Below are 15,420 nucleotides of genomic sequence, written 5' to 3'. Positions count from 1 at the left end.
TCAGCGCCGATGGTAGTTGGGGGCTGTCCCCCTGTGAGAGTAGGACGCTGCCGGGCAATAGAAAGAGCACCTGAGGGGTGCTCTTTATTTGGTTTGAGAAGTTGAAAGATGAATAAATGAAGTATCAATTGATCGGAAGCACTAAAATGGTGCTTTTTTTTGTTTTAGCTATTTTTTTGATTAAATATCTTTTAACAATATAAAAGGTCTCAGTTAATAAGAGAGTTACTTAGTAACACATCTTTACTTTTAGCATATATCGGTCACTTTTTCGATATATCGATCAGAATTCTATTTTATCGGTCGCTTTTTCCGATATATCGGTCAGAATTTTATTTTATCAGTCATTTTTTCGATATATCGGTCAGAATTTTATTTTATCAGTCACTTTTTCGATATATCGGTCAGAATTTTATTTTATCAGTCACTTTTTCGATATATCGGTCAGAATTCTATTTTATCGGTCGCTTTTTTCGATATATCGGTCAGAATTCTATTTTATCGGTCACTTTTTTCATATATCGGTCAGTTGGCTCAATGGCGCCCTTTTGAGGCTCCCTTTCTTAAATGCTGATCCTTCAACAGAAAACGCGTAAGTTGTGTCAATTTTAACTAAAATTAAAAGAAATCTAGTTAAATGGACTAATTTGTTTATAAAAATAGGTTTTAATGGAGCTAAGCAATTTCGTCAATTATTCATAAGGGAAGTAATCAAATGGATCCATTTTTAGGCACAAGTAGAACTTTAACAAAAAGTTTCAAACAAAAAACACACCGGATAGCCGGTGCGTTCCTCTTGTCTTTTTTAAAACGGATATTCCCGCGGCTTGTTCTGTGTGGAGATCCATTGGAGTGTTGTGAATTCTTCCAGCGACCATTCGCCTCCGAAGCGGCCTAGTCCTGAATCTTTTTCGCCTCCGAACGCTACAAGCGGTTCGTCGTTGACACTTTGGTCGTTTACATGGACCATGCCGGTTTCCATTTGCTTTGCGATTTCTACACCTTTTTCAACGGAGCGGGTATGGACGGAGCCGCTTAATCCGTATGGTGTGTCATTTGCAACGCGGATAGCTTCTTCTTCACTGTCGATAGGGATGAGCGTCACAACAGGTCCGAACATTTCGTTCTTAGCAGTAGCAACCTCATTTGTTCCTGTTAAGATCACAGGGCTCATCACGTTGCCGTCAACTTTGCCTTCCAGTACTGTCTCTGCACCCTGCTGGCGCGCCTCTTCAATTTGGCCAAGCAATCTATCAATGGCTGCCCGATTAATTAATGGGCCGATCAGGGTATCCTTGTCGCGCGGATCTCCTACCTTAATGCTTTCTGCTTTATCCACAAAGCGCTTTACGAATTCATCATATACATTGCGGTGAACAATAATCCGGTTTAGTGACATGCAGATTTGCCCGTTATGCATGTACTTTCCGAATGCCGCTGCATTAACAGCTCTTTGAATATCTGCGTCTTTCAGGACGATAAGGGCATTGTTGCCGCCAAGTTCTAATACGGATTTTTTAATATTTCTGCCGCAAAGCTCCCCAATGTGGCGGCCTACACCTGTCGAGCCGGTGAAAGAGATCATCCGCGGAATTGGATGTTCAACAAATGAATCTTCAATTTCTCCCATGTCTGCTACAACAACATTCAGCACACCTTTAGGAACTCCGGCCTCCTCAAAGATTTTGCCCAGGATTGTTCCGCCGCTCATGGCAGTTTTTTCATCCGGTTTAAGGACGACTCCATTCCCGACCGCCAGAGCAGGAGCCACCGAACGCATGGCAAGGTACATAGGGAAGTTGAAGGGCCCGATGACACCTACCGCCCCTAAAGGTTTGCGGTAAACTCTGTTTTCTTTGCCTGGTACAAGTGAAGGTACCATTGTTCCATCCATCCTTAGAGGGAAGGATGCAGCCTCACGTGTAATAGCAATGCAGAAATCTATCTCCACATTTGCTTTTAAATGGGAAGATCCGGACTCCAATACGAGAAGCTCTACCAGTTCTTCACGCCGCTCATTCATAATGCGAACCGCATTTTCCATTATGGTTGAACGCTCAAAAGGATTGGTCTCGCTCCAAGCTTTTTGAGCCTGTTTTGCTGATTGATAAGCTTCGCTTATATCTTCTACACTGGCCATTTTAAACTCTGCCAGTGTTTCCTCGTTGAAAGGATTCGTGTCCTTATATATTGTTTTACCGGTTCCGTCCCGCCATTCTCCATCTATATATTGCTTGTTTAAATCCTGAAATTTACTCATTATGTCACTCCTTAGCTGCTGTTTTTTAGTTAATATATTTAAACTATTCCTTTCATGGAAAGGAGCTAAACTTTATAATATTTGTTAATTGCTGAAGGATGGAATCATTGTCGTTTCATTCCTCTTGAAAAAGGATAACCTAACAGAAAAGTATCGGATTTGCGGAAAAAGGTTATCAAACCTTTAATTCTTTTGTACAATAGGGACTTAATGGGGATGGGGTGGAGCAAGAGCACTCTTAATACACCCGTGAAGGAGGATATGGCATTGCTGGAAAACAGTTTTATTATGGTCGCCATTATATTGATCATTAATATTGTATATGTATCTTTTTTTACGATCAGGATGATTCTGACGCTGAAAGGACAGCGATACCTTGCAGCTTTTATAAGTACAATTGAAGTTGTCATCTATGTAATTGGTTTGGGTCTTGTACTTGATAATCTTAATGAGATACAGAATTTGATTGCCTATGCAGTGGGGTATGGAATTGGTGTTATTGTGGGAATGAAGATTGAAGAGAAGTTGGCGCTTGGCTATATTACGGTTAATGTGATTACCAAGGAATATGACCGGGATTTACCCAAGGCATTAAGGGATAAAGGATATGGTGTGACAAACTGGGCTGCCAACGGTTTGGAAGGCGATCGGATGGCCCTGCAGATTTTGACGCCGAGAAAATATGAGCTGAAGCTTTATCAAACGATTAAAGAACTGGATCCGAAGGCTTTTATTATCGCTTATGAGCCAAAAACCATTCATGGCGGCTTCTGGGTGAAATCTGTTAAGAGAGGAAAGTTATCTCAATGAGCAAAGGCAAGAGCAAAATGGTTTTTGAAGTTCAGGAAAATGAAACAATCGACCAATGTCTGGCACGTATCCAAAAAGCAGGGTATATGCCTGTAAGAAGAACGGAAAAGCCTATTTTTAAAGAGGTCAAGAAAGGCGGAAATGTCGATTATGAACCGGCAGGCCGTCAAATCGTTTTTGAAGCGGAACGGGTTGAATAGTAAAACACGAACATTAATTGTCTGACTTTTAGTATTGTTCGATTTTTCGGTTGACATAGTATCAGGCAAGTTGTTAATATGGTGGTAGTTAATAAAACGTGAATAACCCCTCGTATAATAATGGGAATATGGCCCATGAGTTTCTACCCGGCAACCGTAAATTGCCGGACTATGAGGGAAAGCTGATATGCCCGGCGTGATAAAGGAATGGTTCCTGCTGCAATTAGGTATATTCCTTTTATTATGGTTAATTTTGGCCCGGACAGATTACTTTCTCTCATAAAGAGAAGGAATCTGTCCGGGTTTTTTATATTTACTGATTTGGAGGAGAAAGAATGAACGCACAAGCAGCAGTCATTATGGGGAGCAAATCAGATTGGGAAACAATGAAGCACGCTTGCGGAATTCTGGAAGAGCTAGAAATCCCTTTTGAAAAAAAGGTCGTCTCAGCGCATCGGACTCCGGATCTTATGTTTGAATTTGCCGAGCAGGCAAGAGATAGAGGGATAAAGGTAATTATTGCTGGTGCAGGGGGAGCAGCTCACCTGCCGGGAATGGTAGCTGCCAAAACGACCCTTCCGGTTATCGGAGTTCCAGTCCAATCAAAAGCTCTAAATGGGCTGGATTCATTATTATCCATAGTGCAAATGCCTGGCGGAGTTCCTGTCGCGACCGTTGCGATCGGAAAGGCCGGTGCAACCAATGCAGGATTATTGGCAGCACAAATCCTTGGAGCTTTTGATAAGCAAATTGCAGAACGCCTGGAACATAGAAGAGAAAAAATAAAACAGGAAGTTTTAGAAAGCAGTGATGAACTTGTCTAATAAAACGATTTTGCCTGGACAAACGATCGGAATTATTGGCGGCGGCCAGCTTGGGAGAATGATGGCTCTTGCTGCCAAAGCACAGGGTTTTAGAATCGCGGTATTGGATCCAACTGAAAACTCGCCTTGCGGACAGGTTGCAGATATCGAAATCACTGGAGAGTTTGACAGCTTGGACGCTATAAAAGAACTGGCAGAAGTCAGCGATGTTGTAACCTATGAATTTGAAAATATCAATGCTGAAGCACTGGATTGGTTATGTGCCCATGCATATGTACCACAAGGCAGCGAGGTTCTGGAAATCACCCAGGACCGGACGAAAGAGAAAGCGGCCATTCAAAAAGCGGGCTGTGAGGTTGCACCATACGCGGTCATCACAACAGCAAAAGACATTTATGATAATATAGAAAAGCTTGGCTATCCGGCGGTAATAAAGACTTCCAGAGGCGGTTACGACGGCAAAGGGCAGCTAGTCATAAAAAGCGAACAGGAATTAACAGATGCTGAACAGCTTCTGGAAAGAGGCGTATGTGTTCTTGAAAAATGGATTCCTTTTGAAAAAGAAATCTCAGTGATCATCTGCAGAAGCGTCTCAGGAGAAACAGCTGTTTTTCCGGTAGGGGAAAACATTCATAAAGAAAATATTCTGCATCAGACAATTGTTCCTGCCATTGTTACAGAGGCTGCTGAGGAAAAGGCAATTCAAGCAGCAAACCAGCTTGCAGAAGCATTGGGGTTAATCGGTACGCTTGCTGTTGAAATGTTTTTGACAAAGGACGGGCAGGTTTATATAAACGAGCTTGCGCCGCGTCCGCATAATTCAGGGCATTATTCCATTGAAGCCTGTGAGACCTCCCAGTTTGAGCAGCATATCCGGGCGGTTTGCAATTGGCAGCTTGGCAGCACAGAGCTATTAAAACCGGCTGTTATGGTAAACATACTAGGAGAGCATCACGACCCTTTGCTAAAGAAAATACCTGAACTGAATGACTGGAAGATTCATTTGTACGGAAAAAAGGGTGCCAAATATAAACGCAAGATGGGCCATGTCACGCTTTTGCGGAATTCAGCGGAAGAAGCGCTTGAAGAAGCTGAAAAGAGCGGCATATGGGCCGATGTGAAGGAAAAGATCGGAGGATAAAACATGATTGAACGTTATACGAGACCAGAAATGGGAGCTATTTGGAAAGAGGAGAACCGCTTTCAGGCTTGGCTTGAGGTTGAGATTCTTGCTTGTGAAGCATGGGCAGAATTAGGCGACATTCCGAAAGAGGATGTCCAAAAAATTCGTGAAAATGCTTCCTTTGATATCAACCGCATTAAAGAAATCGAAGAAGAAACAAGGCATGACGTAGTTGCTTTTACACGTGCAGTTTCTGAAACACTTGGCGAGGAGCGCAAATGGGTTCATTACGGGCTTACATCAACTGATGTGGTCGATACGGCGCTTTCTTACTTAATCAAGCAGGCGAATGATATCCTTCTTAAAGATCTGGAACGCTTTGTTGAAATCCTGAAAAACAAAGCCCAAGAACATAAGCATACTGTTATGATGGGCCGTACACATGGGGTACATGCAGAGCCAACTACTTTCGGCTTAAAGCTTGCCCTTTGGTATGAAGAAATGAAACGAAATCTTGAACGCTTTAAAGAAGCAGCTGCTGGTGTGGAGTTCGGCAAAATTTCCGGTGCGGTTGGAACATATGCAAACATCGATCCATTCGTTGAGAAATATGTATGCGAAAAACTCGGCCTGCAGCCTGCGCCAATTTCTACCCAAACACTTCAGCGTGACCGCCATGCCCACTATATGGGTGCGATTGCTCTTGTTGCTACATCAATTGAAAAATTCGCAACGGAAATCCGCGGCCTTCAAAAAAGCGAAACGCGCGAAGTTGAAGAATTTTTCGCAAAAGGCCAAAAAGGCTCTTCAGCCATGCCGCATAAGCGCAACCCGATTGGTTCTGAAAATATGACAGGAATGGCTAGAGTGATCCGCGGCTATATGATGACTGCCTATGAAAATGTTTCCCTATGGCACGAGCGCGATATTTCCCACTCTTCGGCTGAAAGAATCATTATTCCGGATGCAACAATTGCGTTGAATTATATGCTGAACCGTTTTGGCAACATTGTTAAAAATTTAACTGTTTTCCCTGAAAACATGAAACGCAATATGGACCGTACTCTAGGGTTAATTTACTCTCAGCGTGTTCTTCTTGCTTTAATTGACAAAGGGATGACTCGTGAAGCAGCATATGACACTGTCCAGCCGCGTGCAATGGAAGCATGGGAAAAGCAAGTGCAATTCCGCAGCCTGATCGAGCAGGACGAAACCATTACATCAAAGCTTTCTGAAGCAGAAATTAATGACTGCTTTGACTATAACTACCACATCAAGCATGTGGATACAATTTTTGACCGTTTAGGTTTGTAAAAAAATAAGAGGTAAAGAGCAGTCTTTACCTCTTTCTTATCGGGAAAATTCCCAATTTTCTTATAAAAATGTCTAGCTCCAGCGTCTATGGCTCGAGGGTTCGCCCCTGACCAAGGCACTTACGCTTTTCAAATAAGGGAGGCTCACCACTGTGGAAAAAGGAACATTGTTATACGAAGGCAAAGCCAAAAAAGTATACAGAACAAACGATGAAAACATCGTGTGGATTGAATATAAAGATTCAGCAACAGCTTTTAATGGTGAGAAAAAGGCAAGCATCAGCGGCAAGGGCCGTCTGAATAACGAGATTACGAGTTTGTTATTTTCAAAGCTTCAGGAGCTGGGAATTGAATCCCACTTTATTAAAAAACTTTCAGAGACAGAGCAGCTTGTGAAAAAGGTGGATATCATTCCGCTCGAAACAGTGGTCCGCAACCTTGCAGCTGGGAGTTTTTCTAAGAGATTGGGAGTTGAAGAAGGTAAAGAATTGTCTAGACCGATTGTTGAGTTCTACTTCAAAGACGATGAACTCGGCGATCCGCTTTTGACAGAGGATCATATTGAAGTGCTGCAGCTTGCTGACGAGCAGGAAGTAGCCCTTTTAAAAGAAAAGGCGCTCCATGTAAATACTATTTTAAGAGACTTTTTCAAAGAGCTGGGTATTAACCTGGTAGATTTTAAGCTTGAGTTCGGGAAAGATTCTTCTGGCGATATAATGCTGGCGGATGAGATTTCGCCCGATACTTGCAGGCTATGGGATTTGGAAACAAATGAAAAGCTGGATAAAGATGTTTTCCGCAGAGATCTTGGCAATTTAACAGATGCCTATGAAAATATTTTAGCGAGACTGGGAGGCCAAACGGTATGTACAAAGTAAAAGTTTTCGTCACATTAAGAGAAAGTGTTTTAGATCCTCAGGGAACAGTTGTGAAAAATTCGCTTCATTCCATGAATTATAGTGAAGTATCTGATGTGCGCATCGGTAAATACATGGAGCTGACGATTAAAAAGAGCGAGCGCCCGGTCGAAGAGGCAGTGAAGGAAATGTGCGAGCGTCTTTTGGCCAATGTTGTGATTGAAGATTACCGCTTTGAAATTGAGGAGGCTGTTGCCCAGTGAAGTTCGCAGTCATCGTATTTCCAGGATCCAATTGTGACATCGACATGTACCATGCAGTAAAGGATGAGCTTGGAGCGGAAGCCGAATATGTATGGCATGACGCAGAAAGCTTGGATGAGTATGACGGAATCCTTCTTCCCGGCGGGTTTTCATACGGCGATTACCTTCGTTCCGGTGCAGTAGCGCGCTTCAGCAATGTCATGAAAGAAGTAGTGAAAGCGGCTGAGGCAGGCAAACCGGTTTTGGGTGTATGCAACGGATTTCAAGTTTTATTGGAGGCAGGCCTTTTGCCAGGGGCGATGAGAAGAAACGATAGCCTTAAATTCATCTGCCGTTCCGTTGAATTAAAGGTCGCCAACAACGAGACCATGTTTTCGTCTTCTTACGAAAAAAATGAAGTCATTCAGATTCCAATTGCCCATGGCGAAGGCAACTATTATTGTGATGAAGCTACTTTGGCGAAATTGCAGGAAAATAATCAGATCGTTTTTACTTATAACGGAACCAATCCTAATGGCAGCCTGGAAAATATCGCAGGCATTATCAATGAAAAAGGAAATGTTCTCGGCATGATGCCGCACCCTGAAAGAGCTGTTGATGAGCTTTTAGGGGGAGCAGATGGCTTGAAACTTTTTCAATCAATCGTAAAACAATGGAGGGAAGCACATGTCGTTAATGCTTGAGCCAAGTCCGGAACAGTTAAAGGCACAGAAGGTATACAAGGAAATGGGTTTGTCTGACGAAGAATTTGCGATGATTGAAAAGATTATCGGGCGTTTGCCAAATTATACAGAAATCGGCTTGTTTTCTGTTATGTGGTCTGAGCACTGCAGCTATAAAAATTCCAAGCCCGTATTAAGCAAGTTCCCAACAACAGGAGAGAAAGTTCTTCAAGGACCAGGGGAGGGAGCTGGAATTGTTGATATCGGCGATGGGCAAGCTGTTGTTTTTAAAATTGAAAGCCATAATCACCCTTCTGCAATTGAGCCTTACCAGGGGGCTGCAACAGGTGTCGGCGGGATTATCCGCGATGTATTTTCAATGGGCGCAAGACCGGTCGCGCTCCTCAACTCTTTACGCTTTGGAGAATTGGATTCTCCTCGTGTTCGGTACCTTTTTAAAGAAGTAGTCGCAGGCATTGCCGGTTATGGAAATTGCATCGGCATTCCAACAGTTGGAGGAGAAGTGCAGTTTGATCCTTCCTATGAAGGCAATCCGCTAGTTAATGCCATGTGTGTTGGTTTAATCGACCATAAGGATATTAAAAAAGGCCAGGCGCACGGCGTCGGCAACACGGTTATGTATGTCGGAGCGAAAACAGGCCGTGATGGAATCCACGGCGCAACTTTCGCATCTGAAGAACTGACAGATCAATCAGAAGCAAAACGCCCGGCTGTCCAGGTTGGTGACCCGTTCATGGAAAAGCTTCTTTTGGAAGCATGCCTTGAATTGGTCCAATCCGATGCCCTTGTCGGCATTCAGGATATGGGGGCTGCCGGTCTGACAAGCTCATCAGCTGAGATGGCAAGTAAAGCTGGTTCCGGAATCGAGATGAACCTAGACCTTGTTCCACAAAGGGAAACAGGCATGACAGCTTATGAAATGATGCTTTCTGAATCACAGGAAAGAATGCTGATCGTTGTGAAAAAAGGACGCGAACAGGAGATCGTCGATTTATTTTCCAAGTATGGCCTTGAAGCAGTGTCCGTCGGTAAAGTAACCGATGATAAAATGCTTCGCCTCACCCATAAAGGAGAAGTGGTGGCAGAGCTTCCGGTTGATGCACTTGCAGAGGATGCACCGGTCTACCATAAGCCATCAAGCGAACCGGAATATTATCGTGAATTCCAGGCGATGGAAAATGAAATCCCGGCTGTTGAAGATTACAAAGAAACGCTTGTGAAGCTGCTCCAGCAGCCTACGATTGCCAGCAAAGAGTGGGTTTATGATCAGTATGACTACATGGTTCGCACGAATACAGTTGTAGCGCCTGGGTCAGATGCTGCTGTGATCCGTATCCGCGGAACACGCAAAGGACTTGCAATGACGACAGACTGCAATTCCCGCTATATGTATCTGGATCCTGAAACAGGCGGCAAAATTGCTGTAGCTGAAGCAGCAAGAAATATTGTCTGCTCCGGCGGAGTACCTTTAGCCATCACTGACAACTTGAACTTCGGTAATCCGGAAAAGCCGGAAATCTTCTGGCAGATTGAAAAAGCGGCAGATGGAATCAGTGATGCTTGCCGTACATTAAATACACCAGTTATCGGCGGAAACGTCTCTCTATATAACGAAACAAATGGAACGGCGATTTATCCTACACCAGTCATTGGAATGGTCGGACTGGTAGAAGATATTGACCATGTAACTACACAATCTTTTAAAGCTGCTGGCGACCTTATTTATCTGGTAGGCGAAACAAAGGATGAATTCGGAGGCAGCGAGCTGCAGAAGATGGCATACGGCAAGATCTTTGGAAAAGCGCCTGAGCTTGATTTGGAAAAAGAAGAAAAGGTTCAGGCACAAATTCTAAAAGCGATCCGTTCAGGGCTTCTGGCATCAGCACATGATGTGGCAGAAGGCGGATTGGCAGTGGCAGTTGCAGAGAGCTTAATCGGTTCAAAAGGGCTTGGGGCGGATGTGAAAGTGTCAGGCAATACAACTTCTGCTTTATTCAGTGAATCCCAGTCCCGCTTCCTTCTTTCTGTTAAAAAAGAGAATCAGGAAGAATTTGAAAGGCTAGTAGACGCCAAGCTAATTGGTGAAGTGACTGAAGCACCTGTACTATACATTTCCAACGAAGAGGGCCTTGTACTTGCCGAACAGGTTGAAGTGCTGGAGCAGGCCTGGAAAGGAGCCATCCCATGCTTGCTGAAATAAGAGGGTTGAATGAAGAGTGCGGGGTTTTTGGTGTATGGGGACATCAGGATGCCTCCCAAATTACGTATTACGGACTTCATAGCCTTCAGCATCGCGGCCAGGAGGGGACGGGAATGGTCGTCACAGATGGCAAGAAGCTAAAAGGCATTAAAGGTGAAGGCCTTGTTACAGAAATTTTTACAGCTGACGCGATGAAGGAGCTTGAAGGGAAAGCAGCAATCGGGCATGTCCGCTATGCGACTGCCGGCGGGGGCGGATATGAAAATGTCCAGCCTCTGCTGTTTAACTCCCAGAGCGGCAGCCTCGCGCTTTGCCATAACGGAAATCTAGTTAATGCGACTGCCTTAAAGCATCAGCTGGAAGGGCAGGGCAGCATTTTTCAAACAAGCTCGGATACAGAGGTTTTGGCTCACCTGATTAAGCGTGCTGGTTTCTCTTCTTTAAAGGAACGTGTTAAAAATGCTCTATCCATGATTAAAGGAGCTTACGCTTTTCTGATTATGACGGAAACTGAATTGATGGTTGCGCTTGATCCAAACGGGATGAGGCCACTGTCACTCGGTAAAATCGGCGGTGCCTATGCGGTCGCTTCGGAAACCTGTGCCTTCGATGTGGTCGGTGCAGAATTTATCCGCGATATTTTGCCTGGAGAGCTGTTGATTATTGACGACAACGGCTTCCGTTCTGAGATGTTCGCAATGGCTTCCAACATTGCAATGTGCACGATGGAATATGTTTATTTTTCCCGCCCGGACAGCAATATCAATGGAATTAATGTCCATACAGCAAGGAAAAACCTTGGGAAGCAGCTGGCTCTTGAGGTTCCGATTGAAGGCGATGTTGTTACAGGAGTGCCGGATTCGAGCATCTCTGTTGCGATCGGTTATGCGGAAGCTTCCGGCATTCCATACGAATTGGGCCTGATCAAGAACCGCTATGTTGGCCGGACGTTTATCCAGCCATCCCAGTCATTAAGGGAGCAGGGTGTGAAAATGAAATTATCGCCGGTCCGCGGAGTTGTTGAAGGCAAAAGAGTCATCATGGTCGATGACTCCATCGTACGCGGAACAACAAGCAGAAGGATTGTGAGCATGTTAAAAGAAGCAGGTGCAACAGAAGTGCATGTGCTGATCAGCTCACCACCTATTAAAAATCCATGCTTCTATGGAATAGATACATCTACTAAGGAAGAATTGATTGCAGGCAATCACTCGGTCGAAGAGATAAGAGAGATTATTGGCGCAGATACGCTAACCTTTTTAAGTACAGAAGGCATGGTTAAAGCAATCGGCCGGAAAGACGGACAATGCCTGGCATGCTTTACAGGCCAATATCCGACGGAGATTTACCCTAGCACTGTGCATCCTTATGAAAAGGTTTAATTGAACTTTGGCCGATAAATTGCTATGTTTGGCCGATAAATACGAAGAATTGGCCGATAAATCTTGATTTTTGGCCGTTAAAAGTACTATTTTGGCCGATAAGTTGAAGAATCGGCCTTTATTTTTCCAATATGGGGTGAAAAACAGATGGCAAATGCATATAAGCAAGCCGGAGTGAATATTGAAGCAGGCTATGAGGCTGTTTCACGCATGAAAAAGCATGTACAGAAGACAGTTCGTCCAGGTGTGCTTGGTGGCTTGGGCGGATTTGGCGGTATATTTGATCTTTCTGTTCTCAACCTGAAGGAACCGGTTTTAGTATCAGGCACAGATGGAGTCGGCACGAAACTGATGCTCGCTTTTATGATGGATAAGCACGATACGATTGGCATTGATGCGGTTGCGATGTGCGTGAATGATATAGTGGTACAGGGAGCAGAGCCTCTATATTTCTTGGATTATATCGCATGCGGAAAAGCGGCGCCAGAACGGATTGAAGCTATTGTTAAAGGAATTGCAGATGGCTGCGAGCAGGCAGGGTGCGGACTTGTAGGCGGCGAAACAGCTGAAATGCCGGGCATGTACAGTGAGGATGAATATGACCTTGCTGGATTTGCGGTCGGGGCATGTGAAAAGTCCAGCCTGATTAACGGTACGGATATTAAAGCAGGGGATGTGCTGATCGGCCTTGCATCAAGCGGCATTCACAGCAATGGCTACTCTCTTGTCAGAAAACTATTTTTTGAAAAAGCGAATATGTCCTTAACTGATCATATAGAAGAATTAGGCTGCACATTGGGAGATGAGCTGCTTCGTCCGACAAAGATTTATGTAAAGCCGCTTCTATCAGCTATGAAAAAATTCAAGCTGAAGGGGATGGCGCATATTACAGGGGGCGGATTTATCGAGAATATTCCGCGCATGCTTCCTGAGGGTCTAGGTGCTCAGCTTGAAGAAAATAAATGGGAAGTGCCGCCTGTATTTAAAATGATGGAGAAGATCGGCGGGCTGGAGCGAAAAGAAATGTACAACATTTTTAATATGGGAACAGGCATGGTCGTTGCTGCCGAGAAGGAAGTTGCGAATGAGCTGATTGCCTACTTTAATGAACTCGGGGAAAAAGCCTACGTAATGGGGACAGTTACCGAACAGGAAGGAATCGAAATTCTGTAAGTTGATCGCTTAAGGAGGAAGTCATGGTAAAAATCGCAGTGTTTGCTTCCGGAAGCGGAACGAACTTTCAGGCCATTATTGATGCATCTAAACAGGGCGAACTGAAGGCTGATATTGTTCTATTTGTCTGTGATCGTCCGGGTGCTTACAGCATAGAGCGTGCTCAAAAGGAATGTATACCGCAGTTCATTTTTTCAGCAAAGGATTATTCCGGCAAATCAGTGTATGAAGAAGTGATTTTGCAGAAGCTGAAGGAGAGCGGTGCCGAGTATATAATTCTTGCTGGCTATATGAGGCTGATTGGCCCAACTCTGCTCAAAGAGTATGAGGGCAGAATAATAAATATTCATCCATCGCTTTTGCCGGCTTTTCCGGGAAAGGATGCAATCGGACAGGCGCTGGAAGCAAATGTGAAGGCCAGCGGTGTTACGGTCCATTTCGTTGACGAAGGCATGGATACTGGTCCGATTATTGCCCAGCAGTCTGTTGATATTGATGAGGATGAAACTAGAGAGAGTCTTCAGAACAAGATTCATGAAGTCGAGCATAAGCTTTATCCGCAAGTTTTACAGAATCTTTTTTATGCTAAAATGGTAAAGGGATAAAGGATTTTTAATGCATAGAATGCAATGTCACGGTGCTTTTGATAAAAAGACTATGTTAAAGCTTATTGTTGATTCTAGCACCCTGTTGATTGGAGCGGAAATCAACAGGCAAGATTAACAGAACCTAAAAAAGTCTTGCAGTCAGTCAGGAGGAGCAGAAATGAAAAAACGGGCACTGATTAGTGTTTCTGATAAAAATGGGGTAACAGAATTTGCTCAGCAGTTAAGCGAGCTTGGATTTGAGATTGTTTCCACAGGAGGAACGAAAAAGGCGTTGGAAGAAAGCGGCGTTCCAGTTGTTGGAGTCAGTGATGTTACGGGCTTTCCGGAAATTTTGGAAGGGCGTGTTAAAACGTTAAATCCGATGATTCATGGCGGATTGCTTGCTAAGCACGGTGATCCTAGCCACAAGCAGCAGCTTGAGGAGCATGAGATTCAGCCGATCCAGGTTGTGTGTGTGAATTTGTATCCTTTCCAGCAAACAATCGCGAAACCGGATGTTACAGTGGAGGATGCGATTGAGAATATCGATATCGGCGGCCCAGCCATGCTGCGCGCATCAGCGAAGAACCATGAGTATGTGACCGTTGTCGTGGATCCTGCCGATTATGAAACGGTGCTTTCTCAATTAAAAGAAAGCGGGGAAGTACAAAAGGAAACCCGCCGCAAGCTTGCTGCGAAGGTGTTCCGCCATACTGCTGCCTATGATGCAATGATCGCTGAATATATGACAGATCTAGCTAAGGAAGAAGCACCAGAAAAACTAACCGTTACATTTGAATTGAAGCAAACGTTAAGATACGGCGAAAACCCTCACCAAAAGGCTGCTTTTTACCGCAAGCCGCTTGGTTCAGAATTTTCGATTGCCAATGCCGAGCAGCTTCATGGCAAAGAGCTATCCTATAACAATATTAATGATGCAGATGCAGCTCTCCAAATTGTAAAAGAATTCTCCGAGCCGGCAGCGGTTGCCGTTAAGCACATGAACCCTTGCGGAGTTGGAACTGGCGAGAATGTATTTGCTGCTTTTTCAAAGGCATTTGCAGCGGATCCTGTTTCTATTTTCGGCGGCATCATTGCCCTGAACAGGGAAGTGGATGCGGAGACAGCGAAAAAGCTTTATGAAATCTTCCTTGAAATCATTATTGCTCCTTCTTTCTCAGACGAAGCGCTTGAGATTTTAAAAGGGAAAAAGAATCTGCGCCTGTTAACGATTCCTTTTGAAGGAAAAAAGAAAGCAGAGATGAGATTATCCACGATTGAAGGCGGCCTCCTTGCCCAGGAATATGATCAATATACGCTTGAAGATGCAGAAGTATCTGTAGCGACAAAAAGGGAGCCAACTGAAGAAGAGTGGAAAGCGCTCAAGCTTGGATGGAAAGTTGTTAAGCATGTGAAATCGAACGCGATTGTCGTAAACGATGCGAATATGACACTTGGAGTTGGGGCCGGGCAGATGAACCGTGTCGGTTCTGCCAAAATTGCGCTGGAACAGGCTGGGGAAAATGCAAGCGGAGCGGTAATGGCATCCGATGCATTCTTCCCTATGAACGATACAGTCGAAGTCGCAGCCAAGGCTGGCATCACAGCGATCATTCAGCCGGGCGGCTCCATCCGTGACGAAGATTCAATCAAAAAAGCGGATGAGTACGGCATTGCAATGGTCTTTACAGGCGTGCGCCATTTTAAACATTAAAACGACATGCGGAAGCGCCTTCGGAATAAGC

14 protein-coding genes and 1 riboswitch are annotated in these 15,420 nt (G+C 44.4%); of the genes, 13 read left to right on the top strand and 1 reads right to left on the bottom strand.

Translation table 11 applies throughout. The features are described from left to right. Positions 1-805 precede the first annotated feature (805 nt). Complete coding sequence (locus tag IQ19_RS26660; protein WP_144546682.1) at positions 806-2,260, bottom strand: aldehyde dehydrogenase family protein; 1,455 nt, start codon at positions 2,258-2,260, stop codon at positions 806-808. Positions 2,261-2,521: 261 nt separating this feature from the next. Here IQ19_RS26660 and IQ19_RS26655 point away from each other — a divergent pair, with 261 nt between their 5' ends. The 13 genes from IQ19_RS26655 to purH all read left to right on the top strand — a co-directional run bounded on the left by IQ19_RS26655 (position 2,522) and on the right by purH (position 15,389). After that, positions 2,522-3,070, top strand: a complete 549-nt coding sequence (locus IQ19_RS26655; RefSeq protein WP_394141650.1) for a DUF2179 domain-containing protein — start codon at positions 2,522-2,524, stop codon at positions 3,068-3,070. Further along, positions 3,067-3,270: an NETI motif-containing protein gene (locus IQ19_RS26650; RefSeq protein WP_144546680.1), complete on the top strand. Its 204-nt coding sequence runs from the start codon at positions 3,067-3,069 to the stop codon at positions 3,268-3,270. Before IQ19_RS26655 ends, IQ19_RS26650 begins: the two co-directional genes overlap by 4 nt. Before the next feature lie 90 nt (positions 3,271-3,360). Continuing rightward, positions 3,361-3,462, top strand: a riboswitch (purine riboswitch). Between the two features lie 143 nt (positions 3,463-3,605). Beyond that, entirely contained in the window at positions 3,606-4,094 is a 489-nt protein-coding gene (gene purE, locus IQ19_RS26645; protein WP_144546678.1) for a 5-(carboxyamino)imidazole ribonucleotide mutase, read from the top strand. Then, the gene (gene purK / locus IQ19_RS26640) at positions 4,081-5,235 is read left to right on the top strand and encodes a 5-(carboxyamino)imidazole ribonucleotide synthase (RefSeq protein WP_199749564.1); all 1,155 of its coding nucleotides are present in this window, start codon (positions 4,081-4,083) and stop codon (positions 5,233-5,235) included. Before purE ends, purK begins: the two co-directional genes overlap by 14 nt. A 3-nt stretch (positions 5,236-5,238) precedes the next feature. After that, positions 5,239-6,531 (top strand): adenylosuccinate lyase, encoded by a 1,293-nt coding sequence (gene purB, locus IQ19_RS26635; RefSeq protein WP_144546674.1) that lies wholly within the window; start codon positions 5,239-5,241, stop codon positions 6,529-6,531. A gap of 151 nt (positions 6,532-6,682) precedes the next feature. Continuing rightward, positions 6,683-7,408, top strand: coding sequence for a phosphoribosylaminoimidazolesuccinocarboxamide synthase (purC, locus tag IQ19_RS26630; protein WP_144546672.1), 726 nt, complete (start codon positions 6,683-6,685; stop codon positions 7,406-7,408). Beyond that, the gene (gene purS, locus IQ19_RS26625) at positions 7,396-7,650 is read left to right on the top strand and encodes a phosphoribosylformylglycinamidine synthase subunit PurS (protein WP_144546670.1); all 255 of its coding nucleotides are present in this window, start codon (positions 7,396-7,398) and stop codon (positions 7,648-7,650) included. Before purC ends, purS begins: the two co-directional genes overlap by 13 nt. Continuing rightward, positions 7,647-8,333: a phosphoribosylformylglycinamidine synthase subunit PurQ gene (gene purQ, locus IQ19_RS26620; protein WP_144546668.1), complete on the top strand. Its 687-nt coding sequence runs from the start codon at positions 7,647-7,649 to the stop codon at positions 8,331-8,333. Before purS ends, purQ begins: the two co-directional genes overlap by 4 nt. Beyond that, positions 8,317-10,533 carry a phosphoribosylformylglycinamidine synthase subunit PurL gene (gene purL, locus IQ19_RS26615; RefSeq protein ID WP_144546666.1) on the top strand — a complete coding sequence of 739 codons (2,217 nt, stop codon included), beginning with the start codon at positions 8,317-8,319 and terminating at the stop codon, positions 10,531-10,533. The genes purQ and purL overlap by 17 nt, the downstream gene beginning before the upstream one ends. Further along, positions 10,518-11,915: an amidophosphoribosyltransferase gene (gene purF, locus IQ19_RS26610; RefSeq protein WP_144546664.1), complete on the top strand. Its 1,398-nt coding sequence runs from the start codon at positions 10,518-10,520 to the stop codon at positions 11,913-11,915. Before purL ends, purF begins: the two co-directional genes overlap by 16 nt. A gap of 147 nt (positions 11,916-12,062) precedes the next feature. Beyond that, entirely contained in the window at positions 12,063-13,088 is a 1,026-nt protein-coding gene (gene purM / locus IQ19_RS26605) for a phosphoribosylformylglycinamidine cyclo-ligase (RefSeq protein WP_144546662.1), read from the top strand. Between the two features lie 23 nt (positions 13,089-13,111). Then, on the top strand, positions 13,112-13,693 hold the full coding sequence (gene purN / locus IQ19_RS26600) for a phosphoribosylglycinamide formyltransferase (RefSeq protein ID WP_144546660.1): 582 nt from the start codon (positions 13,112-13,114) through the stop codon (positions 13,691-13,693). A 160-nt stretch (positions 13,694-13,853) separates the two neighbouring features. Next, complete coding sequence (gene purH, locus IQ19_RS26595; RefSeq protein ID WP_144546658.1) at positions 13,854-15,389, top strand: bifunctional phosphoribosylaminoimidazolecarboxamide formyltransferase/IMP cyclohydrolase; 1,536 nt, start codon at positions 13,854-13,856, stop codon at positions 15,387-15,389. The last annotated feature ends 31 nt before the right edge of the window (positions 15,390-15,420 follow it).

It is taken from the genome of Cytobacillus oceanisediminis (assembly GCF_007830235.1).
Taxonomy (GTDB): domain Bacteria; phylum Bacillota; class Bacilli; order Bacillales; family Cytobacillaceae; genus Cytobacillus; species Cytobacillus oceanisediminis.
This window is presented reverse-complemented; position numbering and strand designations above follow the sequence as displayed.